The organism is Spirosoma taeanense (assembly GCF_013127955.1).
Lineage (GTDB): Bacteria > Bacteroidota > Bacteroidia > Cytophagales > Spirosomataceae > Spirosoma > Spirosoma taeanense.
In genome coordinates this window covers 1,788,594-1,814,889 of sequence record NZ_CP053435.1, presented here as the reverse complement: position 1 = coordinate 1,814,889, position 26,296 = coordinate 1,788,594, and the positions used below count along the sequence as shown (strand labels likewise).

Genomic DNA, 26,296 nt, shown 5'->3' with positions numbered 1-26,296 from the left:
CCGCTCACTTTAGTACCTAAGTTAATTCGGGGGTTGCCGGTGAGCGTTGCATTTAAATCCCACCTGTTTAAGACCCGGTGGTGGTTCCGCTTCCTTCCTTCCAATCGTTTTATGCCGCCAAATGGCGATAACGTTCGTGTCAGCATGATGATTGTCAGGGTTGTTTTCGCACAGCCTATGATGAATGTCGTAGGCTTTCTGGTAATCATCAATAAGGCCAAATTGATTTAACTCGGCGGGAAGGAATGTTTCATCAAAGCCTCCGCAGTTGGTCAACGCACTATTGCCATACTCCCAGTCTAACAACTCATAACCCATAAAGTCAAAATTCTCCAGCCTTACCGGTTTGCAATCCTCCGTAGGGTTAATAACGACAGCTAACAGATTGAATCGTTCTCTGGGCTGCATTCTCCGCAATACATAATCCAGTGAAGTGTAAAAGCCTGTTATAAACAGACCATCCGTTACGAGGTATTTCCAATCCTCCGTATTGTAATCCCTCTCCGGATCTTTATAGTCAGGGCCAACTAGGTTTATGTTGAGCATATTGTCAAGTGAAACAAGCTCTTTGATATGGGTCAGCCTACTCCATTGAAGGTAGCTCTCCCACGATAGTCCATGCTCGTCGTAGTTCTGGTCAAATGCACTAAGTGCCGTATAATAGACCGTCATAGCAGTAAGTCGTTATGTTGTCCCGAACCATTAGAAATAGTTTGTGACAAATACTGTAAAAACTTACACTAGCCAAAGAGAATAAAAGCAAGCCAATTTGTTGAATCGCAAATTGTAGCGATCCTCGGCAACAGGATGGTCCCCAAATCGTCGCTTAGATTGCCTGGGAGCATAACATCAGAAAGCCACTTTCTAAAATTACTGTACTAAGTACAGTGGCATGCAGATTTCAAAAGAAAATCGTCGGAAGAAAGAGACGTATGCCGAGCGGAGAGCACTAAAAAGTGCAGGTAAGTAGACTAAATAACTATTTGAATCGGTACAATAGTCGGGGCCAAAACCGCAGAAGCGTACTCGGAAGCAGTCATCCTACTCTTCGTCAAGACCTTCGTGCGAGGCTATACCAATAGTTACGCCCCCTTCTTGCTCCATTACATCTGCTAGTGTTTTTTAACCGTTTGGCGATTCATCAAGTTGACGCTAAAATCGGGGCAATAATCAGATTGATTATTGCCCCGATTTCTTATTTCAGGGCTTTTTCATCAACCAGGCGAGGTTGAAGCGGTAATGCATACTGCTGCTTACCAAATGAATCAGATTATCGGGCGACTGCGTAATAGCCAGATAACCTTTGGGCTCAGCGTGGGTAGCATCCATCATGAATGCGCCCGTCCAGGCTCCGCCGTTGAGGTAACGCTCCCGACCATCGGTCAGGAGTTTTTTCACCGGCCAGGTTTTACCCTCATCAAAGGACAGGGCTGCGTACATGCCGTAACCTTTAACGGCTTTTCCCTGCCCATCGAAAAACAACATGTCTTTCCGCTCTTCAGCCGGCGCGTCGGGGTGGTGCGTAAAGGAAATTAGCAGAATCGGACCTTCGTTGAGCCGGGTCAGAATTAGCCGCTGTCCGCTCCAGACGGGCGGAAACTCCGATGCCGAATAAGTCCAGCTTTTCCCCATATCAGCCGAAATACTCATGGGCATCCGCAGCCCTACGCTATCGGGTCCGGGAAGGTCGTCTTTGCGGCCAAAGGCCATCAGCCGGCCGTCTTTAAGCTGCACGACACCTGCATGGATACCCGCAATGAGGCCACCCGTCGCTCCTACCCGAAAGTCAGGTTTCTTTCGGTCTGTATAGGGTGCACTCCAGCTTTTCCCCTTATCCCGGCTCACCCAGACCGCCGTTCCTCCGGTAGGGCCGGGGTCCGCATCGCCAGGCTGAATCAGCCAGCCTTCGCGCGTCTGTAACAGTCCGGCAATCACCTGATGGCGCTTATCGTGTTCGGGGGCCGCCAGGACAGGTGCCGACCAGGTAGCGCCGTTGTCATGGCTTTCGCGCAGGGCCACCGCCAAATCCTGCCAGTCGCCGTCAACTTCGACGCCGTTCGTGTGGTATATCGTTCCCTTCCCATCATTAAGTAGTGCCGTACCAGTCATGTTCCGGTCGGGTACTTTAAAAAACTCGGAGGGCACGTCCCATTGGGTTTGTCCAGCCCGCAGCCGACTGGCCAGGATGGTCATTTCCCGGCCCGACTCTTCGTTAGTCGAGAACCAGGCCGCCAGCAAGTCCCCGTTCGGGCACCACGTCAGGGCCGGGCAGTGATTATGGCCAAAGAATGGCACTCCGGAATCGCAGTCGGGCTTATGGACGTAGCGGATCGGCTCCAGAAACACCGGCTGCGTGGCCGATACGGGCTGCCAGCGGTAAACCTGTTGGGAGACCTGCCGGGCGTTGGCCGCAGGTGGTTGAGCCGGAGCGGGTTTCGAAGCAGGCAGATCGCCCTGCACGACCCGAAAACCGACGATCCAATTTTTATCATCCGGAATCATCCCCTGCCGGTTCGCCGAGCGCAGGTACCGCACGGGCGTACCATGACTGCCTCCGCGCGTCACCCGAAACAACCCACTCGCCCGGCCAACCGGGTCGGTCTGGCTCTGGTCTCGTCCACTGTCTGTCGGGTAAGGTCCATACCAGTCGGCGCACCACTCCTCAACGTTGCCGTGCATGTCGTGCAGCCCCCACGGATTAGCGGGTGTCTGTCCGACGCGCAGCGACACAACGACCGGATCACGATCCGTTTTCTGATTCTTGTGAAACGCCTGCGGTAAACGGCTGCCCGCTGAGTAATCGGTGACCGTACCAGCCCGGCAGGCATACTCCCATTCAGCTTCAGTGGGCAACCGGTAGGGTTTACCTTCCTTTTTGGAAAGCCATTCGCAGAAAGCGACTGCTTCAGGGTAGCTGACAAACACGACCGCTTCATCGTCGGCCGTCGAGAACCCCCGCTTGCCGCGCAGACTGCGGTGAGCCGGGTCGAAGGCTTCGTACTGGGCGTTGGTCACTTCAGTGGCGGCCATCCGAAACGGCTTCGTGATGCTGACACGGTGGACGGGCTGCTCATCCCCATCCTCGCCATCGCGCTCCGAACCCATGTAGAACGAACCCACCGGAATGTCGATAAGGCGCATTCCGACCGAATTCACCGTTTGCCCATAGCCGACGGACGATCCTATACCGAACACCAGTAACCAACGTAACGCATTCATATTAACTTAGTTTAAAGACCCAAACCGGTTGCCCGGCCAGTTGCTGCCGAATTTTTTCGGGAATAGTAACCGTTGCACCGGTGCCTGTTTTCTTCCAGTTCAGCGGCTGTTTTACCCCCAGCAGGGTCAGCGTTTTAGCTGGAGCCATGGGCAGGGGAACCGTAACGGGCAGCACGGTTTCTGACTCGGCAGGCAGGTAAGAGGCATAGCTGGCCGTACCGTTGGTTGTAAAGGCCCAGTTGTCCTGCCGGTAAGGTGCCAGCGGTTTGGTACCGTAAACCGACTCGCCGTTGACCTGTAGCCAGTTGCCAATCTGCTGCAGACGACCATACGCTTCCTCATGCCATTCGCCATCGGGGCCGGGGGCAATGTTCAGCAACAGGTTGCCGTTTTTAGCGACCACATCGACCAGCGTCTGCACGAGCTTCCGGGCCGATTTAAAGTTTTCCTTCGGAATATACGACCAGCTATTACCCATGGTCATGCAGGTTTCCCACGGAATCGGCATGTAGTGGTCCGGTATCTGCTGCTCGGGCGTTACGTAGTTTTCAAACTCGCCCGACACTGTGCGGTCAACGACCAGCAGACCGGGCTGGTGCTGGCGGGCCATTCCCGCAATGCGGGCCATGTTGATGTCCTGGTTGTAGGGAATGGTGCGCTGCCAGCTCACCGTCGAATCGATGGTGCTGAACGGCCGCACCCAGCCCCCATCGAGCCAGAGAATATCTACCTTACCGTAGCCGGTCATCAGCTCCTGAATCTGGTTGTACGTAAAGTCTGCGAACTGTTTCCATTCATCGAGATACTTCTTCGGGTCGTAATTGACGTTGCGGTCTTTAGGCGGAAAATACGGTTTCCAGTAATGCTCGTTATGCCAGTCGGGCTTGGAAAAATACGTGCCGACCATGAAGTCCTGCTTTCGGAAAGCCTCCAGGATTTCTTTAGTTACGTTGCTGCGCGGGTTCGACGCGAATGGCGATTTGGCACCGGTGATTTTGTAGTCGGTCTGCTTTGTATCGAACATGCAGAAGCCGTCATGGTGCTTGGTTGTAAAGACCATGTATTTCATGCCGGCCCGATGAGCGGCATCGGCCCAGCGTTCGGGATTGAATTTTACCGGGTTGAAGGTCGTCTGGAGATTTTCGTAGGCTTTCTTGTACTCATACCAGTTCGCCGAGGCCGGGCCTTTACGTTCGCACCAGCCCTCATCTTCGGGACAGAGTGACCAGGACTCCACGATGCCCCACTGGCTATAGGTGCCCCAGTGCATGAGCAGACCAAATTTCCGGTCCTGCCACTGGCCCAGCTTCTGCCGAACCGGCCCGTCTTTGGGCCAGACGTATTTCGAATGATTTTGCTCAGAATGCTGCTGAGCGAAGGTCGCGACCGACACCAGCAGGGCCGCGAGACTTACGTAGAAACGGTTCATAGTCGATATAAGCGTAAACGGTAGAGCAGGGCTACTTCCCTGCTAGCTAAGGTATTTGCTCGCCTTCCAGCAGGCTTTGCAGGACGTAAGCCTGCGTACCGCGCAGCTTGGCCATCTCGCCGAGCTGCGACAGTTCGATGGACAGATTATCCCGGTAATTAGGCAGGCAATATTTATCAATGGCTTGCTCAATGGGCCGCGTAACGGCCTTTTCGGCCTTGGCTAAGACGCCGTTGATAATCAGCAGTTCAGGATTGAACAGATGCACCGTCGTTGATAAGGCCCGGCCCAGTTCGCTGCCCACATCGCTCAGCAGATCAATGGAAAAGGCGTCGCCCGCGTTGGCCTTGGCGATGATGGTTTCAATATCAATCTCGTCGGGGGAAACGCCCGATAGCAGCGACACCCGACCCGCTTCCAGCCCTTCTTTGGCCCGCCGGATCAGCGACGAAGCCGACGCGAGGGTATCAAGACAGCCCACCTTGCCGCAGGCGCATAACTCACCGTCGGTTTTCATCTGGATATGCCCCAGTTCACCGGCAAAACCCGATGTGCCCTGCAGAATCTCGCCGTTGACGATAACGCCCAGTCCGACGCCCCAGTCGATGTTAATGGACAGCACGTGCTTTTTGCCCTGCGCCAACCCAAATCGGTACTCGCCAAAAATGGTTGCTTTGGTGTCGTTGATCAGGTAAACTGGCGCGTCGAATGCCGATTGCAGGAGCTGCGCCAGCGACGGTTCCGGACCATTCAGCTTGCGGTAGGTATAGTTAACGCCCTGTGCCGGGTTCACCAGTCCCGGCAGCGCGGCTCCTACCCCAATCACCATCCAGCCTTCGGCCTGGATATGCCGGGCTACCTGCTCCAGCGGTTCCTGCAGATGACGCAGAAACAGGGGGGAATTGACCAGGTGCAGATTCAGGTCCTGCCGGAAAACAACCTCGTTCAGCAGATTGAAAACTACCAGCTTGGTATCGTGCAGACTGCTGTCGAGCACGACCGTTACGTAGCGGCTGGGGTCAAGGGCGTACAGCGAAGGCTTACGTCCGTATTTTGCCGTGCCGGTGCCGATGCCCCGTACCCAGTGGCCAATGCTTAACTCATCAATCAGGGCCGTAGCCGATGGAATACTGGTGTGCAACCGACTGGACAGCTGCGAGATTGTCCGCGACTCGAAGCGATAGAGCTCGCTGATGATATGACGTTTAAGCTTGTTTTTCTTCGTATCAATGACGGAAAAAACGGCATTATCCTGCATGATGGTATGTATGCGTTGCCTCTGCTGGCTCCATTGCGCCAGCCGGGTTCAGGGTTCGAAAGAAAAGCATTAACCAGAGTGTTTATAATGTAGGCGTAACCCCCGCCTTTTTAAGTTTCCCTACAATAAACTCACCAAGCGCCTTCCCCTGCGCCTGACCGTTCTCAATGGCGTCCCGGTAATGAATACCGCCGTAAAGCCGGGAGATCGCGGCTTCGTCAGCGGCCTGCCGGAACGAAGCGAACTTTCGTTCCGGCAATTCAAACAGAATTTCGGTAGTATCCGTAAAGGAAAAATCAGCGCCAATCAGGTAGGTCAGCAGCTCGGCAACGGCCGTTGAGATGACACTATGGCCGCTGGTGTACTCCGGAAATGGGGGTGTCTGCAAAAGGGGCTGCCAGCGCACACTGATGTACCGGTTGATGACCGTTTCGGGACGTACCCGATTGCTGCGGTACTTCTCATCCCAGCAGCTGATGAAGGCGTCCATCAGCGTCATAGCCACCAGCGAATGCACCATCAGGGATTTGTCGAACGACAGTTTGGCCTGGCTGGTGGCGATACTCGTGATGTTCATCCAGTGGCCGCCCGGACTGATTTTTTTGAACCCAATCGACATGTGCCCTGACGTATTAATGGCAAACGGATTGCAGTCCCAGTACGAAGCAATGAACCGTTGCTCGTCGGTCAGCGTATTCCCGACCTGATACACTTCATGGGCCAGCCGGTAGAACGCGCTGGTCGTATCTTTGCTGAACGGAACGGGCGGACGGGGCGCAAACTGATTGCAGGAGTCAATCACCATCGGACGGATGGTTTTCCAGTGCGGCTCAATGGCTTCGATGTATCCCGGCGGAGTTGGATACCAGTAATCGTCCTGCTTGGTAGGGCGGTAGCGCGTCCGGGCGCTCAATTTGCCGTAGTTATCGGCGGCTGCGTAGCTCAGAATCGTTTTGGCAACCTCCTGCGCCACCCGAACTGATTGCCCTATCAAGGGCTCGGCATAACCTTCAGCTTTTAACTGGTCGATCAGCTTCTGCTGTTCTTCCTCCAGCATGGAGCCCGACGGCAGAATTAGCCGACCCGTTTCCAGAATGCAGTAGAGAGCCGCAATCCGGTAATCATACCGTTCCTTACTGTTTATCTGGATGTGGGGGAAATTGCGCGTAAACGACGCTGGTGATACAATGCCGTTACGCTGCTGCGCCACAATCTCGTGTGCCCCGAGCAGGCAGTACGTATAGAACCGACTGGCTGCGGGCGGGTTGACAACGTCATGAATCATCACCATCGTCACGGCAAACACCGTTGGCTGGAGACGCGCGGCCAGATCGGGTTTAACCGGCCGGGCCTGCACCAACTGGCTCAGCAGCAGGCACGCCAGCAAAAGTTGTTTCATGGCTTTCCAGGTTTATACACCTGAAGGGGCTGGCCGAACGCGCCAATGACCAGGTACGTCTGCGGTCCTATCTTCAAGTCGATTACCGATTTAACATCGCCCGTCACCGACAGACCCGACTGGGGCTGGCCGACGTAGTTGAAGTCACCCTTGCCATTACCCGCCAACAGGCAGCCGTAGTTCGCGTCCATGCTACCAAGTTTGAGCCGGTTATCGGACTTATTGCCGAAAAGCAGCAGATCAACGTTACCGTCGTTGTTAAAATCACCCGTTTTGAGACTGGTTACCGGAGCGAACTGCGCCTGAGCGGGCAGTACGTGCTTCACAAACCGGCCGTTCTGGTTCATATAACAGACAGAACGTTCTTCGGTGACGGTCAGTTTCCTGGCTTTCGCCAGTTCCTCCGTCGGGAGGATATCGGTCACTTTTGCGCTGGCGTAGTCTTTATAAAAACCAAATCGTTTACGCATGGCGTAGATCTGATCGTTCAGTTCATCGCGGCTGACGTAAGGATAGGACTGTCCCTGAATATAAAAATTAAAGAACGGGTCAACCGAGCCATTCCCATCAAAATCAGCGTAGTAGAGTTCGGCTGGCTCTTTTGACGTAACCCGAATCTGCGAATTACTGCCCAGATTCCCGGCTATGATGTCGTTTCGGCCATCGCCGTTTACGTCGGTCACGGCCAGCGACAGCCAGAACCCGTTTTCGGCTTCGGGAAAATACTGACTGGTTTTATCCACGAAACCGGCTTTAGTATTCTGGTAAATGGTTACGGGCATGAATTCTCCGCAAATGACCAGATCCAGCCGACCGTCGCCGTCCAGATCGGCCCACTGCGCGTCGGTAACCATGCCCACCGCCGAGAACGGCACCGCGACGACGGCGAATTCACCTTTCCCATTGTTTTCCAGCAGGTAAGACGTTGGGGTTTCGGGATAACGCCCCGGCACGACCCGCCCGCCCACGAACAAATCCAGGTCGCCGTCGCCGTCGTAATCGCCCGGACGCACGCAGGATTTGCTGCTGGCGCTGATGTTTGGCAACGGGGTTGCGGTCAGGCTCAGGTTACCCCGGCCATCGTTGAGATACAGCTCATCCTGCAGCGAAGCCGTGTTGGCTTCAAACAGCGAGTAGCCGCCTTTAGCTACGTATAGATCGTCGTAGCCATCGCCGTTCGCGTCGAAGAAAGCGGCAGCCGCTACTGCCGACAGTTTCTCGTCGCCAATGGCCAGCTTATCCAGTTTTTTAAACGTTCCTTTCTGCTGCTGCCAGACGCTCCCTGGGTTTGTCTGGTCGCCACTCACGAACAGATCCTCCAGACCGTCTTTATTTACGTCGCCCTTCGCCAGAACGGGACCGGTATGCGAATACATCCACAGCATCAACGGCTGCCGTTTGAAGTCGTTTTCCGTATAGCCTTCGTGGGTCAGCTTCAGCGGAAGCTGGGTCTTCGTGAACAAGGCATTTGGAGCTTTGGCTACCGGCAGAGCGGTTGGCTTTGCCGAAACCGCTGCCTGCTGAATAACCAGTTGCTGATTGACGGCGACGCGGGTCAGCGTCTGTTCAGACTGGTCCGGCCAGCTAATCCGGATCGAATCAATGACGGTTGCCGTTCCCAGACCAAAATGCAGGGTAGTCGGCTGGCAGGACAGATACCCCCGAACCGGATTGAGTTCCTGATACTGCTGCACACCGTTTGCAAACAGGCTAACGCGGGCACCCACCGCCTGCTTCTTCCCGACTGTCGGCACCAGTTTCAGTTGAATAAACGCGTTTTTGGACTGTTCGCGCGCCAGATTTTGATAGACGAAGGCGGGTTCGTTTATATTGTTAACGATCAATTCCAGATCGCCGTCATTGTCGAGGTCGGCATAAGCCGCTCCGCTCGAAACCGAAGGCGCCTGAAAGCCCCAGTCGGCCTGTTTGTTGGCAAACGTCAGGTCGTGGTTGTTACGAAAAATGTAGTTCGGGACTTTCGTGGCGGGCATAGCCCGGACGAGGTCCATCAGCTGCACCGACTCGCGGTTGATAGCCTTCTTCACTTTGTAATCGCCCCAGTACTTCAGAAAATCCTTATTGGTGTAATCGCGCAGATACCCATTCGTGATGAATAAGTCTTTGTAGCCATCGTTGTCGAAGTCGGCCAGCAGGGGCGACCAGCTCCAGTCGGTATTAGAAACACCCGCGAGCTGGGCAATCTCGCTGAACGTACCATCGCCGTTGTTGAGCTGAAGCATATTCCGCATGTATTGTTTCTGCAGATTCTGCTGCACCATGAGCTCAAACGATTCATAGTTTTCCTGGAGCTGCAACAGCTTCTGCCGCCGGTTGTCTTCGGGCAGCATATCCAGCGACATGACGTCGGGCAGGCCGTCGTTGTTGTAGTCGGCAATATCAACGCCCATCGAAAACTGCGGCAGGTGCCGGAACCGCAACTGCGTTTCGTCGCGGAACGTACCGTCCTTCGCATTAATGTAGAGGTAGTCCGGCTCGTTGTAGTCGTTGGTTGCGTAAATGTCGGGCCAGCCGTCCTGGTTGACATCGGCCACCACCACGCCCAGCCCAAAGGTCAGCGGATACTGGTGGATTCCGGCTTTTTTCGATACATCCACGAAGTGGCCGTTCTGATTTTCGAGCAGTTTATTTCCGGCCAGCTCATCGGTTTCGGTGTGCAGCCGGGCCAGCTGCATGTTGTCGTATTTCTTTACGTTATGATGCAGGAGAAATACGTCGAGGTCGCCGTCTTTGTCGTAGTCAAAAAACGTAGCCTGCGTACTATAGCCGGGATCATCCAGCCCGTAATCTTTCGCCTGTTCAATGAAGTGGACGGGCACGCCATCGGCGCTGCCCTGATTAATGAAGAGCTGATTTCGGCGTTTGGCCTCGTCGACCTTTCCGGAGTAGCAAACGTAAATATCCAGCCGTCCATCGCCGTTTACATCGGCCAGACTGACACCGGTTTTCCAGCCCCCTTCCCGACCGCCTAACTCGGGCGAAGCTTCGGCCGTAATGTCTTTGAACTTCAGCCCGCCCAGGTTCAGATACAGCCGGTTCGGTTTCAGATTAGCGGTAAAGAAAATATCCTGCAGGCCGTCGTTGTTCAGATCGCCAACGGCCACGCCCCCGCCGTTATAAAAATATTCGTAGGCCAGTACGTTCAGGCTTTCGTTCTCATCAATCACATTGCTGAATTCAATATTTGTCTGCTTCGGCGAAAGCAGTTGAAACAGCGCCGATTGCGCGTTGGCAACCGAAACGAACAGACACAGCAGCCCCGCGGCTACGGCATATAACCGTACCGTAGAGACTAACCTAATCCGTTCGCTTACAGTGAAGAAGAAAAGCATACGTACTCAGAACGCATAAACGCTTCAGATAGCGTTAAAAATAAACTGAACAGCTAAGACGCCCAAATAGACCTCTTAGCTGTTCAGATAATCCGTTGCACTATTTATCCCACCAGACGCGGCTGGTCAGCAGATCGCCACCGCTTAGTCGGCCCGCGGCTTCCGTGTAGTTAACCCGGTTATTGAGCACTTCGGTCGACAGATAAATCATCCGGCGTGGAATCTGGGCGTTTGTTACGTTACCCGGATAGTTGACCGGAGTCAGCTGCGGATAACCCGACCGACGCCAGTTGATCCAGGTTTCGATGAAATTGAACATGGAACCCGTCTCGATCCAGTACTGCGTATTGATCATCTTCAGCGACGCTTCGGTCGAGGAAACGTCCAGCGGAAGAGCCGCTGCGAAGGCCTGAGCCGTTGCTGCCGGAATGGCCGCGCTGGGGTCGAGCTGCGCCAGAGAGGTCATGGCAGCCGCAACGCCGTTACGATAATGTTCAGCGGCCGTGCCGGGCACGTTCCAGCCCCGCACTTTAGCTTCGGCCAGGAGCAGTTCCGTTTCGGCATAGGTCATCACCATCAGCGTTCCATTCCGCTTCAGATAAACCGAGATACGGGGCCGCGAATAGCCCCCCAGCGGGGCAGCGTCAGCGCCGGTTCCGGTAGCGCCCGGATAGCCCGGCGCCCGCCGAACGTCCGTAGCGCCCCCGCTCAGATCATATCCATTCGGCAGACCCACCTGAATGGCCGGATCGTTATTGCCGGCCAGGGTCTGGTTGGCGTTGTTAGCAGCGCCCGGCTGCGGCACCTCAGCAACCGCGCCCAAACGAGGATCATTCGTTGACTTCAGCGCGTCGATAAACGTCTTTGACCAGCGCAACTCCCGGAAATCGTCGGCTACCTGATACACGTTATAGATACCCGAGGTCGCGTTATTGGCATCGGCTGTTTCGCGTGCATTGTCGTCAATGGACGTAAAGACGCCACCCGCAACGGCTTTTTCAGCCCAGGTTTTGGCGGTTGCCGGGTCTATTTTGGTCAGGCGCATGGCCGTACGCAGCATGAGCGAATAGCCAAACTTCTTCCATTTGGCAATGTCGCCCCCGTAGAACAGATCGCCGGTTGGCTTGGCCTTTGCCGGGTCAAGTGCAGCGGTGGCTGCCTCCAGGTCCGCCAGGGCCGCCATATAAATCGACTGCTGCGTATCGTACTTCGGCGTAGCGATGCCCGACTTCACCTTAAAAGCCTCCGAATATGGGATATCACCGTACACGTCCGTGCCGCGCAGCATATTCATGGCCTGCATGATACGCCCTACGTTGCGCAGGTTGGCATACTGGTCTTTCCCCTCCGTCAGGTTGATCATCTCGGCCAGTACCGCGCCTACGGAATAGGTACTATTGAACAGAGCCCCTTGATAACTCGTCGAGTTCTGGGTATTTACGTACTTATCTCCGTTGCCGTAATAGGTGAACGTAGACGCCAGAATCTGCATAGCCGGTGCCTGATACAGCATGCTGTTATAGCCCAGATTGATAAAGGCGTTCTGGGCGTTGGGCAGAAAGTAGTTCGGGTCCCAGTTAGCCGCACTGGCTTTAGTGGGGTCTGTATTAATGGCATCGAAATTCTCGGTACATCCCGCTGTCAATGCCAACAGAAGCGATGCGATATAGATTAGTTTACGGTTCATAGTCTTCGGTTATTTTTTGAAGCGGGCATTTAACGTGAAGCCGTAGGTACGGGTTGGCGGAAGCTGCTGGCCTTCGATACCGGCATACCGCACATCGGATGAAATCCCGGCCTCCGGATCAAAGTTCTCCGTATGCCGCAGCAGCGTAGCCAGGTTCCGGCCAACCAGCGAGAGCGAAACAGCTTCGAATGGCAGCTTGCGGAACAGCTGGTCGGGCAGGTGATAGCTCAGTACAACCTGCCGCAGCTTGATGAAATCCGAACTGTATACGTTCAGCTTCGAAATATTCGTTACCAGCGCCGGGTAGTACTGATAGGCCGGTACGTTCCGGGTGTTGGTTTCGCCCGTTGCCAGTACGCCATTGGCGACTACGCCGGTTTCACGACCTGCCAGCGTCATTTTGTTCAGGCCGTCTACGATCGAGTAATGGCTCGTTGCCGACAGCACCTTGCCGCCAAACTTGTAATCGAACAGGAACGAAAGCGAGAAATTGCCGTAGTTCAGGTTATTGTTCAACCCGCCGTAGAGGTTCGGCAGGGCCGAGCCCATCGGCGTCAGCGCTCCCCGGACCGGAATACCATTACTGCCAATGATGATTTTTCCGCTGGCATCATACCTGTAGTCATACGCCAGGATCTGCGCAGCGGCCATGCCCTTCACGTGCGCTACGTTAGCGTTCAGCGGCCGGTAGGTACCCAGCCCCAGCGTGGTTGTGCCGCCCGGTCCGTCAATATCAACGATGGTGTTTTTAACACTGGTGATGTTAAAGGAAACGTCCCACTTAAACGACCGGCTGACGGCCGGCGTACCCGTTACCAGCAGTTCGAGACCGGTATTACGGGTTGACCCCAGGTTCAGAACCTGCGAGGTATAGCCGGTAGCAATCGACAGCGGACCGCTTACGATCTCGTCCTGGGTCTGCCGGTTGAAATAAGCCAGGTCAACGCCGAAACGGTTGTTGAGGAACTTCGTTTCGAAACCTACCTCAAACTCTTTCAGCCGGAAGGGCCGCAGATTGAGGTTGGGCAGGGTTGAGCTGAAGCTGCCCTGGGGCAGGCCATTATAGGTGTTCCCCAGCGAATAATACTGACTGGTCAGATACGCATCGAAGGCTTCGCCACTGGTTTGCGCGTAGGAAGCGCGCAGTTTACCGAAGTTCAGCACCGTTGGTTTCCACAATTCCGAAAAGACGAAGCTGGCTGAAACCGAAGGCGCAAAAATGCCCCGGTTAGCTGCCGGCAGGGTCGAGTAGATATCATAACGACCCGTTGTCGATATGGTCAGGTAGTTCTTGAAGTTGAAATCCGCCGTGTAGTAGGCCGACTGCACCTGCCGTTCGTTGTAGCCGTAGGACTGACTCCGCGATAGCGTGTTGGTGATCGTGTACAGGTACGGAATGCTCAGCTGGTTACCCGAAATACCGATGCTCTCCAGTTTGTTCTTACGTAAGTTGGCACCCAGCGCTACGTTCAGGTTCAGGTCCTGCGTCAGATTCCGGGTGATGCCCAGCAGGCCGTCGATGTTCAACTCCGTGGTCTGCGATTTGCTCTGGCTCACCGATCCCAACCGCGAATAGGCCGTTCCAAACGGCGTAATGCCAAAGTTACCGTCGTTGATCAGGTCGTAGCCGATCCGGCCCTGCAGATAAATCCAATCCGCGAACTGATATTTACCCGTAACGGCCGAGATGAGCCGTTTCCGATCGAACCGATTTTTAAACTGGTTGACCACAAACCAGGGGTTGGTTTTGTAGGTATCGTCGCTGAAGGTCATCTCGTTGCCCGTAATCGGATCGTAGCCGGGTTTCAGCGCTTCCTGATTGAAGCTCGTTGCCAGCAGATAGATACCATAGTTGGCGTTCTGGGGGGCATCCATCAGGTTAGGCCGGTTGATGTCCTGCTGGTCGACGTAGTTGGCCAGCACGCTCACGTCGAATTTGCTGGTTACCTTCTGGTTGATGTTCAGGTTGATCGTTTTCCGTTTCAGCCCGCTGTTTCGCAGCACGGCCTGGGCATCCAGCGACGACAGCGACATCCGGAAGCTGGTCTGCTCGTTACCACCCGACACGGCAATGGTGTTGGTGAGCGTCGTGGCGGTCCGGTAAAACTTCTCCAGGTTATCCTTTACGGCCGAATATGGATACTGCTTGCCGTCGAACTGCGTGTAGGGTGCTCCGTCCAGCTTTTCGCCCCAGCTATAGATACCCGAGTTGCGGGCGCTGGAGACGTCGGTTGGCCGTTTACCCTGCGTTCCCTGACCATACTCATACTGGTAGTCAGTATAATTAATGATCTGGTCGGCCTGGATGTTGCCATTGTATTCAACCGAGAGACCGCCGTTTTTGCCGCTCTTGGTCGTGATCAGAATCACGCCGTTGGCGGCCCGCGTACCGTAGAGTGCCGAAGCCGTTGCGCCCTTCAGGACGGTCATCGTTTCGACGTCGTCGGGGTTGATGTTGGAAATCCCGTCGCCGTTGGTCGAGCCACCCCACTCGCCCGCGTTTCCGCGCGAGGTGTTGTCCATCGGTATACCGTTGATGACAAACAGGGGGCTACCTCCGTTAAAGTTACTGACCCCGCGCAGGTTGATCCGGGAAGCCGAACCCGGTCCGCCGTTGGCCGGAGCAATGTTCAGACCCGCCACGCGCCCCTGCAGGGAGTTGATGACGTTGGTTTCCCGGGCTACGTTCAGCGCCGAGGACTCAATCGTCGACACCGAATACCCCAGCGTCCGGGTGTCGCGCTTGATGCCGAGGGCCGTTACGACGACTTCGTTCAGCGCAGATTCACCCGGCAGCAGTTTGATGTTGAACACCGACTGATTACCAACCGTCACTTCCTGACGGGCGTAACCGATGTAGGAGAACACCAGCACGGCACTACCGTCGGGCACCGAAATTCGGAAGTTTCCGTTCGCGTCGGTGTTGGTACCTTTGTTGGTGCCCTTGATAGTGACGGTTGCTCCCGCCAGCTCATTCCCTTTTTCGTCCGACACTTTGCCCGTCACGTCCCTGTCCGCTGCCCAGACGGGTGCCTGAATCAGGAGAACCCATGCCCCCAGCAGGAGCAAAACCTTCGCGAAGGTTCCTCGTAGTTTTGGTTTCATAAAATTCAAATTAGTTAGTTTGAATGGTACTCCAGGTACTAGCTACTTTGTCGTCAATCCCGGACGAGCCTCCCCTCATCCATGATATTTATCTCATTTGGCCAACACCTTGTTGAGACAAATATATTTTTTACTTTTTAAAAAATTTTAGAATTATGTATCTCAATCTTAACAATTTTTGAATTATCACAAATTTACAATAAATTAATCCTAAGCCTATGTTCTTAACCGTTCGTTAACGTCTGTACCGGACTGAACCCGAACCGGGTACGGCCGCTATTCATCCCAGCTATACGATAGTTTTAGTTCACAATCCTGCTTCGTACAGGTTCCCATTTTTTTCAATTTATGTTTATGCAGAACCGATTTGTCTTTTTTGCGCTTTTTCTTTTTTGTTTGACCCTCACCGGCTCCTCCGTTGTTCTTAGTCAGTCGGCCTCCCGGCCCTACGTTATCATTGGCTACGTCACCGGTCATGGCTGGACTAAAGATCAGATTGAAGCCCAGAAACTCACGCACATTAATTACGCTTTTGCCATCCCGGCCGAAACCGGCGAGCTGGCTCCGCTGAAGGCCCGTGACTCGGTGAACCTGGCTGCGCTGACCTCGCTGAAAGCCGTCAATAAAGATATAAAGATCTTAATCTCGATTGGGGGCTGGGGCGGCTGTAAATATTTTTCGGATGCCGCCCTGACCGATGCGTCGCGCCGGAAGTTCGCCAACAGCGCCGTGGCCCTGCTGAAAAAGCATCGTCTCGACGGCGTCGATATCGACTGGGAGTATCCGGCGCAGGTCGGCGCAGGCAATATCTTCCGCCCCGAAGACAAACAGAATCTTACGCTGTTCCTGAAAGCCATTCGCGACCGGCTGGACGAACAGGGTCGGCAGGATAACCGGACTGGCCGCAATCATTATCTCTTAACGGCCGCCACGGGTGGCGATACGGCCTTTGTTAACCACACGGAGCTGGGCAAAGCGCAACGCTATCTGGATTACGTCAACATTATGACCTATGATCTGTACCACGGCAACGATAAGGTAACGGGCCACCATAGCCCGCTGTACCAGTCGGCCAAAGGCGATCAGTCACGTAACAGCACCGTCGACGCGGTCGATGGCCACATTCGGGCGGGCGTACCGACCAGCAAGATCGTGCTGGGCCTGCCGTTCTACGGGCGCGGCTGGGCGGACACCCGCGCGCAGGACAACGGACTCTATCAACCGTCCACTGGCAAACATTCGTTTATCAGCCACGACGAACTGGCGGCCAACTACATCAACAGGAACGGCTTTATCCGCTATTGGGACGCCGATGCCAAGGCCCCATACCTGTGGAATCCCACCTCCCGGATGTTTATTTCCTATGCCGACGAAGAATCGTTTACGCATAAACTGGAGTACGTCCGGTCGAAAAAGCTGGCGGGTGTTATGTTCTGGGAATACATCCACGACCTGCAGCAGCAGAAGCTGTTAAATAAGCTGGTGAACGGCCTGGCGCACTAACCCGGCTACGGATGCTGCTTCCGCATTAAGTAGATAAGCTGCAACTCGTGATTTATTGAAGTACGATCAGGCAGCCGACGGTTAATCGGCTGCCTGAACTGGAACCAGCTCGAAAACGCGAACGAATGGATTTACAGCTTCAGGATAAAGTAATTATTGTAACCGGTGGCGCCAGAGGCATTGGCGAAGGAATTGTAAAGGCGCTGGCTGCTGAGGGCGCCATGCCAGTCATCATTGGCCGGACGGAAGCGCATAATCAAGCGACCGTAGCGGCTGTTGAAGCCGCCGGTGGGCGGGCGTTTCAGGTCGTGGCCGAACTGACCCGGCCGGAAGAGTCGGAGAAGGCGGTGAATGCCGTACTTCAGCAGTTCGGAAGGATTGACGGACTGGTGAACAACGCCGGCGAAAACGACGGTGTGGGTCTGGAGTCCGGCGACTACGAACGGTTCATGGCCTCACTGCACAAGAATGTCGTGCATTATTACCTGATGGCCCATTATGCGCTGCCCGCGCTGAAAAAATCGAAAGGCGCCATTGTTAATATCAGCTCAAAAACCGCCGAAACCGGTCAGGGCGGTACGTCGGCCTATGCAGCGGCCAACGGCGGACGTAACGCCCTCACCCGCGAGTGGGCGGTGGAACTGCTCAAGTACAACATTCGGGTGAACGCCATCATCGTAGCCGAATGCTGGACTCCGCTCTACGAACGCTGGATTCAGTCGCTGCCGAACCCCGAAGAAAAACTCGCGTCGATCACCGCAAACATTCCGCTGGGACAACGCATGACCACGGCCGAAGAGATTGCCAGCACCACCGCGTTTCTCTTATCCGAGCGGTCGAGTCACACAACCGGGCAGTTGCTTTACGTCGATGGTGGATACGTTCATTTAGACCGGGCCTTAGCGAATTCCTGATGAATACCCTTGTATGCACCACCCCCGGCAGCTTCGCCTATCAGCAAGTGCCAAAGCCTCTTTTAACCCCAGGAAATGCCCTGGTTAAAATCAGGCAGATTGGCGTCTGCGGCACGGATCTGCACGCCTTTGAAGGAACACAGCCCTTCTTCTCTTATCCCCGCATTCTGGGTCACGAACTGGCGGTCGAACTGGTCGAAGCCGACGGCGCCCCCGATTTCCAGCCGGGAGAAGTCATTACGTTCATCCCGTATTTCAACTGCGGCCACTGCGTTGCCTGCCGGGCGGGTAAAACCAACTGCTGCGTATCGCTGCAGGTTTCGGGCATTCACATCGACGGTGGCATGACCGAATACCTCTCGGTACCGGCGCATTCGCTGGTACACGGCGAAGGGCTGAGCGTTGACGAACTCGCGCTGGTGGAGCCGCTGGCGATTGGGGCTCATGGCGTTCGGCGCGCTGGGGTACAGCCCGGCGAGTTCGTGCTCGTTGTCGGGGCCGGACCAATTGGTTTAGGGATTATGGAATTTGCCCGGATTGCGGGGGGAACGGTCATTGCGCTCGACCTCAACGAAGACCGGCTGGCCTTCTGTCGGGAGAAACTGGGCGTTCCGCGCACCATCAATGCTTCGGATTCGGATGTTATCGAACAGCTGCGGGCCATCACCAGTGGCGATATGCCCACCGTCGTGATCGACGCGACGGGCAGCCTGCGGGCCATGAACACGGCTTTTGCTTACATGGCGCACGGGGCCCGCTACGTGCTGGTGGGCTTACAAAAAGACAATATCAGCTTCAGCCATCCCGAATTTCATAAACGGGAAGCCACGCTGATGAGCAGCCGGAACGCCACGCGCGCCGACTTTGAACAGGTGATTCGCAGTCTGAAAAACGGCCTGATCAATCCCACAACCTATATTACGCACCGCGTCGACTTCGGTCAGGTCAAAAACGAGTTTGCCAGCTGGCTCAACCCGGCCAATGGCGTCATTAAGGCGATGGTCACCATGACGTAAAACGGGTTGATTCTGCCTGGTTTCTTCGTTCACGGTTCGCAATTCCGGTTTTGAGAACGCTTATTCTCTTTCTTTTTTCCTTCCAGTTGGTCAGGGCACAGGCCCTGGTCTGGACACCCGTGCAACCCGGCGTCTGGAAAGCCGTCGTGGGCAAGCCGGAAGCGTATAATCTGCTGACAGCGGCCGGTGCCAAGCCCAGCACATCAGCCTTGGCGAAACTCGGCCCGACACCCTTCCCGCTGCCGCAACCCGCGATTACAGCCCGACTGGTGGATGGTAAGACATATCTGCGCTTTCCGCTCAACCGGACTGAACAACTGTATGGCTTTGGGTTAAACTTCCAGACGGTTCACCAGCGCGGGCGGATTCTGAACCTGCACGTCGATCATTACGGTGGCTCCGACAACGGCCGTACGCACGCGCCGACGCCGTTTTACGTTTCGTCGGATGGCTATGGTGTCTTTATCAATTCGGCTCGTTACCTGACCGTTTATGCCGGTACGGCCGCTCGCAAAGACAGTCCCGACCCGCCTAAATCCAGAGATCGCAATACTGATAAGGCCTGGACGAGCCGTCCCTATTCCGATGCGGTAGAGATACTGGTTCCGGCAGCGGGCGTAGAGATTTACGTGTTCGGCGGGCCGAAACCGCTGGATGTCGTCCGGCGGTATAATCTGTTCAACGGGGGCGGCTGTCTGCCCCCGCGCTGGGGGCTGGGGTTTGTGCAGCGCGTGCAGAAGCTCTACAATGCCGAACAGGTCGAGGCCGAAGCCGCGCAGTTTGAGCAGCAGGGTTTTCCGCTCGACGTAGTGGGGCTGGAACCCGGCTGGCAGAGCAAATCGTATCCCTGCACCTTTGAGTGGGACAAAACTCGTTTTCCCGACCCCGCCGGTTTTGTCGGAAATCTGCTCCGCAAAGGCATCCGGACGAATCTCTGGATTAACCCGTACGTGGCTCCATCGGCCTCAATTTTCAAGTCTATTCAACCTTATACAGCTTCACATACCGTCTGGACTGGCCAGGTGCCGGACCTCTCGCTACCCCAGGCTCAAACAATTCTTTTCGGGCAGCTCGCGAAAGATGGCGTAAACCTGGGCGTCAGCGGCTACAAGATCGACGAGGTTGACGGCTATGATTCGTGGCTCTGGCCCGATGTCGCTACGTTTCCATCGGGTCACGCGGCCGAGCAGATGCGGCAGACCTATGGCCTGCTGGTTCAGCGCTACAGCACCGATCTGTACCGGTCGAGAAATAGCCGCACTTTCGGACTGGTTCGGGCATCGAATGCAGGCGGCACGTCGTTTCCCTACGTCATTTACAACGATTACTACAAACACCAGGATTTCATTACCGCGCTCATCAACAGCAGTTTTGCCGGGGTTCTGTGGACCCCCGAAGTCCGTTCGTCCGAGACGAGCGAAGAGTGGTTGCGCCGGATTCAGACGGTGGTTTTCTCACCGATGGCGATGATCAATGCCTGGGATAGCGGCACCAAACCCTGGTCGTTTGCCGACGTGAGCAAACCGGTGCAGGACATGGCTCTACTGCGAATGCAGATGATGCCGTACTGGTACAGCGAATTCGCCAGATACCACTTCGACGGTACGCCCCCGTTCCGGGCCATGAATCTGGAAGAAGGCTTTACGTCTGAAGTAAAAAATGAGCTGGTTACGACCAGTCTGGAGAAAAATCCCTATGCCGAAGCTGTCCGGAAAGAGATCAAAGATCAATATATGGCCGGTGAGTTTCTGCTCGTAGCGCCCCTCTTTGCCGGACAAACCAGGCGAACGGTTACCCTGCCCAAAGGTAACTGGTACGACTTTTACACGGGCGAACTGGTTGGAAACGGCCAGCAGATCACGGCCTCACCCGGTCTGAACCGTATCCCGGTTTACGTAAAAGATGGCGGGATTATCCCCATGATGCCCTCCCGACTCCACGCGCCTAAAGCTGGCGAAACAGTGCCTGTCGAAGTGCGCTACTACGGCAATAAACCGGGAGTTTACCAGCTCTATGACGACGATGGCGAAACGTTTGCCTACGAAAACGGGCAGTACAGCTTCCGAGCGATTCGCGTAACCCGACAGGCGAACGGGTCGATTCAGGGGACGATTTCTGCTCCGGTGCCGGGTAAACCCAACACGGTTGGTGCCGTTACGTTTACGCAGATGACGAAGTGATGCGGGGCGTTAAGAGCGCGTGGCGTCGTGACTCGATACCCAGTCGAGCGAAGAGATAGCGGCTGCCAGTGATAACTCACCAGCCGCCACAACGCCGGCCATAATCTCGGCCAGCTTGTTGACCTGTCCGGCTCCGGCGCAGCCCATCAGTTCCAGACATTCGCGCTGGGTAGGCAGTCCCGTTCCCCCGCCCACCGTCCCGACAATAAGCGAGGGTAGCGTAACAGACCCGTACAGATCGCCCTCGGACGTGATTTCCTGATACGTGATAGCCGCCGACGATTCGGACAGACAGGCTACATCCTGCCCCGTCGCAATGAACAGCGCGGCCAGTCCATTGACCGAGTGCAGCCCATTGTTATTCGTTCCGGCCAGCCGGGCACCTACGTCGCCGATACGAGCGTGACGCGCCAGTTGCTCGGGCTCGACCTGTAATTCACGGATGAGCAGTTCGCGGGGAATGCGCACCTCGGCCGTCACGCGTTTGCCGCGCGTTCGCAGCACGTTCACCTGCGAAGGCTTCTTGTCGGTGGCCAGATTCGATTCCAGAAAGAAGTGTTCAATGCCGGGGTATTCCTGCAGGATGTAATTGCAGGCCGCCAGCGTGGCTTTGCTCACCATATTCTGACCGGCGGCATCGCCCGTCGCGTAGCCAAAGCGCAGGAACGCCAGCCTGCCGTTCAGGTACGTATCGACGTAGCGGAGCCGGGCGAAGCGCGAAGTTATCTCGGCCTCAGCAGCCAGTTCGCGCTGATGCGTTTCTACCCAGCCGACAAAATTGCGGGCCTGTCGGGCATCGGCAAACTGAAAGACCGGTGCGCGCTGCATGGCGTCGTCCTGAACGGTGCAGAGCACCCCTCCGCTCAGGTTAATAAGTTTCATTCCCCGGTTATAGCTCGCAACGAGCGTACCCTCGGTGGTGGCCATCGGAATCAGAAACTCGCCCTGGGCGTGTTCGCCGTTGACACGTAACGGACCCGCTAGTCCAATGGGCACCTGCGCGACGCCCACGAAGTTTTCGCAATTCCCGCGAACGGTGGCCGGATCGAACGAATACTGGCTTAGGTGATGCGGATTCGTTTGCGAAAACCCGGCTAAAAACTGACGGCGCTTCGCTACGGCATCGGTGGAGTAATCGTTAACGCTGTCGCGCGGAATGCTGTTTGGCGACGACTGGGGCGGCTCATCGGGTTGCAGTTCATCCTCCACCGTCAGCGTTATGGTTCCAAAGGGCTGGGTATAGAGGGTAATCTCAATCGTATGCCTGCCGGGAGCCAGCGGCTGAGCCTGAGCCCGCACCCGCACGGACCGACGTAACGGAAACGCCAGCGGACTCTGCGCCGAAATGTCGCGAACGGATACAACCTCGCCCCCATCTACTTCAAGCGTAAAAGCAGCCGCCGGATAGTCGTGCCCATCAATCCGGGCGCGCTGCAGTCCCGTAAACCGGGCATCGGACAGGCGATTTTTGAGCGAAAAGTAAAAGCCGTCGGCAGTGTTCCGCAGACTGTTGCGGGTATAGAGTTGTTTCAGCAGAACATTCGGAATGAATCGAAACACAGGCAGGGTGTTAGAGCAGGACTTAGATCGGGGATTGGTTACCCCAGGTCTGATTCAAGTAAGCGCCAGAAGAGTTAGTCAGCTGATCCGTGAATCAAGGCTCACCTCGGGCCCAACCCATCAGTAGCCTGGTGGCGTATTGAACCACCCGACCGCACAGGATTTACCGACGGCCGGGTGATGCAAGGCGTCGATATTACTTTTTAAAGATTCGGTACAGCCGCCCCTGATCCGTGATGGCGTACAAAGCCCCGTCGTTACCCTGCGTTACGTCCCGAAACCGCTGAAGCTCATCAGCCAGTAACCGTTCTTCGCCTACTACTTTATTATTCTCAATCACCAGCCGGGCAATGTGCATGCCGCTCAGCGCTCCAACGAACAGATTATTTTTCCATTCAGGAATGGCATCACTGCTGTAGAAGGTCATGCCGCTGGGCGACACAGACGGGTCCCAGTAGTAGACCGGTTGCTCAAGCCCTTCTTTTTGCTGGATACCGGCCCCCACTTTTTCGCCACTGTATTCGATTCCGTACGTAATGGTGGGCCAGCCATAGTTTTTGCCGGGCTGGATTCGGTTGATTTCATCACCACCTCTGGGGCCAAATTCGCCCTCCCACACATCGCCCGTAACAGGGTGGAAAGCCAGTCCCTGTACGTTCCGATGGCCATAGGAATACAGCTCGGGCCGGGCTCCGGCCTGTCCCGCCAGTGGGTTGCCGGGGGCAGGCTTGCCTTCTTTGGTAATCCGGATCACTTTCCCCAGTCCTGAATTAACCGACTGAGCCTGTGGCCGGGTGACCAGGTCGGAACGTTCGCCGGTGCTGATAATCAGATTGCCGTCGTTAGCGATCAGAATCCGCCCCCCATAGTGCAGCGTACCCTTGTAAGCCGGAGTAGCCCGGTAAATAACGGATGCGTTCTCAATCGTTTTCTCATTGGCCGCCAGTTTGCCTTTGGCCACCGCCGTCAGATTACCATCGGGACGCGGTTCGGAAAATACCCAATAGATCATTCGGTTGGTTGTAAATTCCGGATCAACCCGTACGCCCAGCAGGCCGCCCTGTCCCGCCGAATTCACTTTCGGAAGGCCCGTGATCGGCTCGCTTACCTGACCGGCAGGGGTAACGATACGCATCGTCCCCTGTTTCTCGGTAACGAGCAGCCGCCCGTCGGGTAGGCTGGTAATACCCCATGGACTTTCAAGTGCTTCCGTCAGCACCTTGCCCTCGTATAGAGTGGTGGTTTTTACGCCCCCAATTCGGGTCTGGCCCGCAAAAGCGGGGGTATAGTTGGGAGAGTTAGGGTCTTTGGTTTCAACCGGAGGCAGGGTACTGCTGTTGCTGGCCTGAACGGCTACGTTGGTGTTGTTCGCCGTATTCTGACCACAGGCGCCCAGGGCGATTGAAAGGCCGGCCAGAAGTGTCAGCACGCTGCTGGTCGTGCGTAAAGTGTCTTTTTGCATGTTGGGTAAGAGAAATTTATTTAATGCTAACGTAAAAAATGCTGCGTTCGTCCGTAAAGACGGGTGAACATGCAACCACACCTACCCCAACGAACAGCATTCGTTTAGATTGAATTGCAAACAGTGGGTGGTATGGCATCTAAGTATAAACTCCCGTGTTCCATAAAAAGTGCTGGTTTATTTTTTCTAACCAGTGCCCGGCTGCTGCTGAGGCAAAATTTCCCACCTGATTCAGCCCGACCGGCTGGTATTGATTGATACGTAAGCGCAGAACGTATTCAAGAGTTAACCCGGTTAAAGTCTCTGTTTTAACTGGCGCCCCTTCGTAGTTTTGCGCTTTTAATGACAATGTGACTTAAGTGCCTATGAACAAGCCTATCTACGACTTAGCATTAACGCTCTGGAATTATCATCACCTCAATCATACGCTCCGACCAGCAGATGCGATCCTGGTCCTCTGCAGCCACGATGTGCGGGTGGCTCAGCGAGGAGCCGAACTGTTTCTGGAGGGTTGGGCTCCCCTGTTGATCTTCTCCGGTGGTTTGGGCGTCATTACCCGGTCCATGTGGAGCGAACCCGAAGCCGAGCTGTTTGCCCGTATAGCCCTGGAAATGGGCGTTCCGGCCGAGTGTATCCTGATTGAGAATCAGTCGAGCAATACCGGTGAAAACGTTTTGTTTACCCGCCAGCTTCTGGCCGAACGCCAGCCGGAACTGGAGACGTTCATCGTAGTGCAAAAGCCTTACATGGAACGCCGGAGTTTCGCTACGTTCCGCCAGGTGTGGCCCGAAAAGCAAGTGATCGTTACGTCGCCCCAGGATTCCTTTGAAGAGTATCTGAATAAATATTCCCATCCCGGCCTGAGCCCCGACGACGTCATCAGTATCATGGTCGGCGATCTGCAACGGATCAAAGACTATCCCGACAAAGGGTTTCAAATTCCGCAGCCAATTCCGGATGAGGTCTGGGCGGCTTACGAGGCCCTGGTCCGGGCGGGGTATAATCGCCACCTGATTTCCGCTTAAAGCAAATACCTGGTTAGTTTAATCAGTTGGTCAGCCTGATGAGTATGGCGTGTAAAGAAATTTGCTCAAACGTTCATTACGTCACAAATACATAATGTACTTTTAAGCGCTGGATAGCTGCCAGATATCTTTAATTTCTTTATACCTATGAAGTCACTTATCCCATTACTGGTTAGTTTGCTTCTATCGGGCTTTTCGCTGGCCCAAACGGTTCCTCTGCGACGACCGCTACCCATCATTGATGTGCATGTGCACGCCATGCGGGTTAACCCCGGCTTTGCCATTGAGATGTGCCCCTGGTTCCTGAGGGATATGCCCGGTGGCGATCCCAATCAACAGATGCGGGCTTTTCTCAACACCGAATGTGTTGATCCCTTACAACCCGCCAAGTCCGATAAGGAGATGCAGACCGCCGTGCTGGAAACCATGCGTCGGCTGAACATGACCATTATCGCCTATGGCGATCCGCAGATCCTGCGCCAATGGAAAAAAGAAGCGCCCGATCGGGTCATTGCCGGCATTGGCGTTAGTTCCCCGAACGATATGAGCGTCAAAGCCTTTAGTGATTCACTGTCTTCGGGCTTCTACCAGGTAATGGGTGAAGTGGCTCCGCAGTATAGCGGTCTATCGCCGAGTGACCCGTCGCTGGATGCGTATTTTGCCGTCGCCGAAAAGCTGAATATTCCGGTAGGTATTCATATGGGTACGGGCGGGAATGGCATGGCGAACATCAGTCAGGCGAAGTACAGAGCCTCGCTGGGACGGCCTTTCTTACTGGAAGATGTCTTAGCCCGTCACCCCAAGCTGAAGATATGGGTCATGCACGCGGGTTATCCGATGATCGATGAGATGATTGCCCTGATGGGCGCTAATGCATATGTCTATGTCGATCTGGCGGGCTTTATCTGGAGTTATCCCCAGGCCGAAATCCATGCTTATCTCAAACGACTGGTCCAGGCCGGATTCGGTAAACGGATTCTGTACGGTACCGATTTCATGATCTGGCCCAAGCTGTTTGAAACTTCGCTGAGTGTAATTGAAAACGCCGACTATTTGTCGTTCGACCAAAAGCGGGATATTCTGTTCAACAATGCTGTTCGCTTTTTCCGGCTCGATGCCAGCAAATTTAAGTAAACAGCCACTCCGGCGGTGAAAAGGCCGGAATACTATCTGGAAATGGCTACAGGCT

General features: G+C 55.1%; 16 protein-coding genes. 6 read left to right on the top strand and 10 right to left on the bottom strand.

Annotated features, from left to right (window positions below; all coding sequences use genetic code 11):
• Window positions 1-21: 21 nt before the first annotated feature.
• From HNV11_RS07640 to HNV11_RS07605, 8 genes are all read right to left on the bottom strand, one after another.
• Window positions 22-672, bottom strand: a complete 651-nt coding sequence (locus tag HNV11_RS07640; RefSeq protein WP_205402746.1) for a hypothetical protein — start codon at window positions 670-672, stop codon at window positions 22-24.
• 528 nt (window positions 673-1,200) lie between these two features.
• Window positions 1,201-3,219: an SUMF1/EgtB/PvdO family nonheme iron enzyme gene (locus tag HNV11_RS07635; RefSeq protein WP_171739108.1), complete on the bottom strand. Its 2,019-nt coding sequence runs from the start codon at window positions 3,217-3,219 to the stop codon at window positions 1,201-1,203.
• Between the two features lies 1 nt (window position 3,220).
• Window positions 3,221-4,648, bottom strand: a complete 1,428-nt coding sequence (locus tag HNV11_RS07630; RefSeq protein ID WP_171739107.1) for an alpha-L-fucosidase — start codon at window positions 4,646-4,648, stop codon at window positions 3,221-3,223.
• 46 nt (window positions 4,649-4,694) lie between these two features.
• Window positions 4,695-5,906, bottom strand: a complete 1,212-nt coding sequence (locus HNV11_RS07625; protein WP_171739106.1) for an ROK family protein — start codon at window positions 5,904-5,906, stop codon at window positions 4,695-4,697.
• Between the two features lie 82 nt (window positions 5,907-5,988).
• The gene (locus tag HNV11_RS07620) at window positions 5,989-7,305 is read right to left on the bottom strand and encodes a vanadium-dependent haloperoxidase (protein ID WP_171739105.1); all 1,317 of its coding nucleotides are present in this window, start codon (window positions 7,303-7,305) and stop codon (window positions 5,989-5,991) included.
• Entirely contained in the window at window positions 7,302-10,655 is a 3,354-nt protein-coding gene (locus HNV11_RS07615; protein ID WP_171739104.1) for a VCBS repeat-containing protein, read from the bottom strand. Before HNV11_RS07615 ends, HNV11_RS07620 begins: the two co-directional genes overlap by 4 nt.
• A 100-nt stretch (window positions 10,656-10,755) precedes the next feature.
• Entirely contained in the window at window positions 10,756-12,342 is a 1,587-nt protein-coding gene (locus HNV11_RS07610; protein ID WP_171739103.1) for a SusD/RagB family nutrient-binding outer membrane lipoprotein, read from the bottom strand.
• A 9-nt stretch (window positions 12,343-12,351) separates the two neighbouring features.
• A complete protein-coding gene (locus tag HNV11_RS07605) occupies window positions 12,352-15,447 on the bottom strand; it encodes a SusC/RagA family TonB-linked outer membrane protein (protein WP_171739102.1) in 3,096 nt (1,031 codons plus the stop codon).
• A 354-nt stretch (window positions 15,448-15,801) separates the two neighbouring features.
• Here HNV11_RS07605 and HNV11_RS07600 point away from each other — a divergent pair, with 354 nt between their 5' ends.
• From HNV11_RS07600 to HNV11_RS07585, 4 genes are all read left to right on the top strand, one after another.
• Complete coding sequence (locus HNV11_RS07600) at window positions 15,802-16,950, top strand: glycoside hydrolase family 18 protein (protein ID WP_171739101.1); 1,149 nt, start codon at window positions 15,802-15,804, stop codon at window positions 16,948-16,950.
• A 125-nt stretch (window positions 16,951-17,075) separates the two neighbouring features.
• Window positions 17,076-17,864, top strand: coding sequence for an L-fucose dehydrogenase (locus HNV11_RS07595; protein WP_171739100.1), 789 nt, complete (start codon window positions 17,076-17,078; stop codon window positions 17,862-17,864).
• Complete coding sequence (locus tag HNV11_RS07590; RefSeq protein ID WP_171739099.1) at window positions 17,864-18,880, top strand: zinc-binding alcohol dehydrogenase family protein; 1,017 nt, start codon at window positions 17,864-17,866, stop codon at window positions 18,878-18,880. The genes HNV11_RS07595 and HNV11_RS07590 overlap by 1 nt, the downstream gene beginning before the upstream one ends.
• Window positions 18,881-18,930: 50 nt before the next feature.
• Complete coding sequence (locus HNV11_RS07585; protein ID WP_240163828.1) at window positions 18,931-21,060, top strand: glycoside hydrolase family 31 protein; 2,130 nt, start codon at window positions 18,931-18,933, stop codon at window positions 21,058-21,060.
• A gap of 9 nt (window positions 21,061-21,069) precedes the next feature.
• Here the strand turns inward: HNV11_RS07585 and HNV11_RS07580 are convergent, their stop codons facing one another.
• Window positions 21,070-22,620: a hydroxymethylglutaryl-CoA reductase gene (locus HNV11_RS07580; protein WP_171739098.1), complete on the bottom strand. Its 1,551-nt coding sequence runs from the start codon at window positions 22,618-22,620 to the stop codon at window positions 21,070-21,072.
• A gap of 196 nt (window positions 22,621-22,816) precedes the next feature.
• Window positions 22,817-24,082 carry a PQQ-dependent sugar dehydrogenase gene (locus HNV11_RS07575; protein ID WP_171739097.1) on the bottom strand — a complete coding sequence of 422 codons (1,266 nt, stop codon included), beginning with the start codon at window positions 24,080-24,082 and terminating at the stop codon, window positions 22,817-22,819.
• Window positions 24,083-24,447: 365 nt separating this feature from the next.
• On the opposite strand from HNV11_RS07575, the gene HNV11_RS07570 reads away from it, so the two are divergent.
• Both HNV11_RS07570 and HNV11_RS07565 read left to right on the top strand, forming a co-directional pair.
• Window positions 24,448-25,107 (top strand): YdcF family protein, encoded by a 660-nt coding sequence (locus tag HNV11_RS07570; RefSeq protein WP_171739096.1) that lies wholly within the window; start codon window positions 24,448-24,450, stop codon window positions 25,105-25,107.
• A 147-nt stretch (window positions 25,108-25,254) separates the two neighbouring features.
• Entirely contained in the window at window positions 25,255-26,241 is a 987-nt protein-coding gene (locus HNV11_RS07565) for an amidohydrolase family protein (RefSeq protein WP_171739095.1), read from the top strand.
• Window positions 26,242-26,296: the final 55 nt, after the last annotated feature.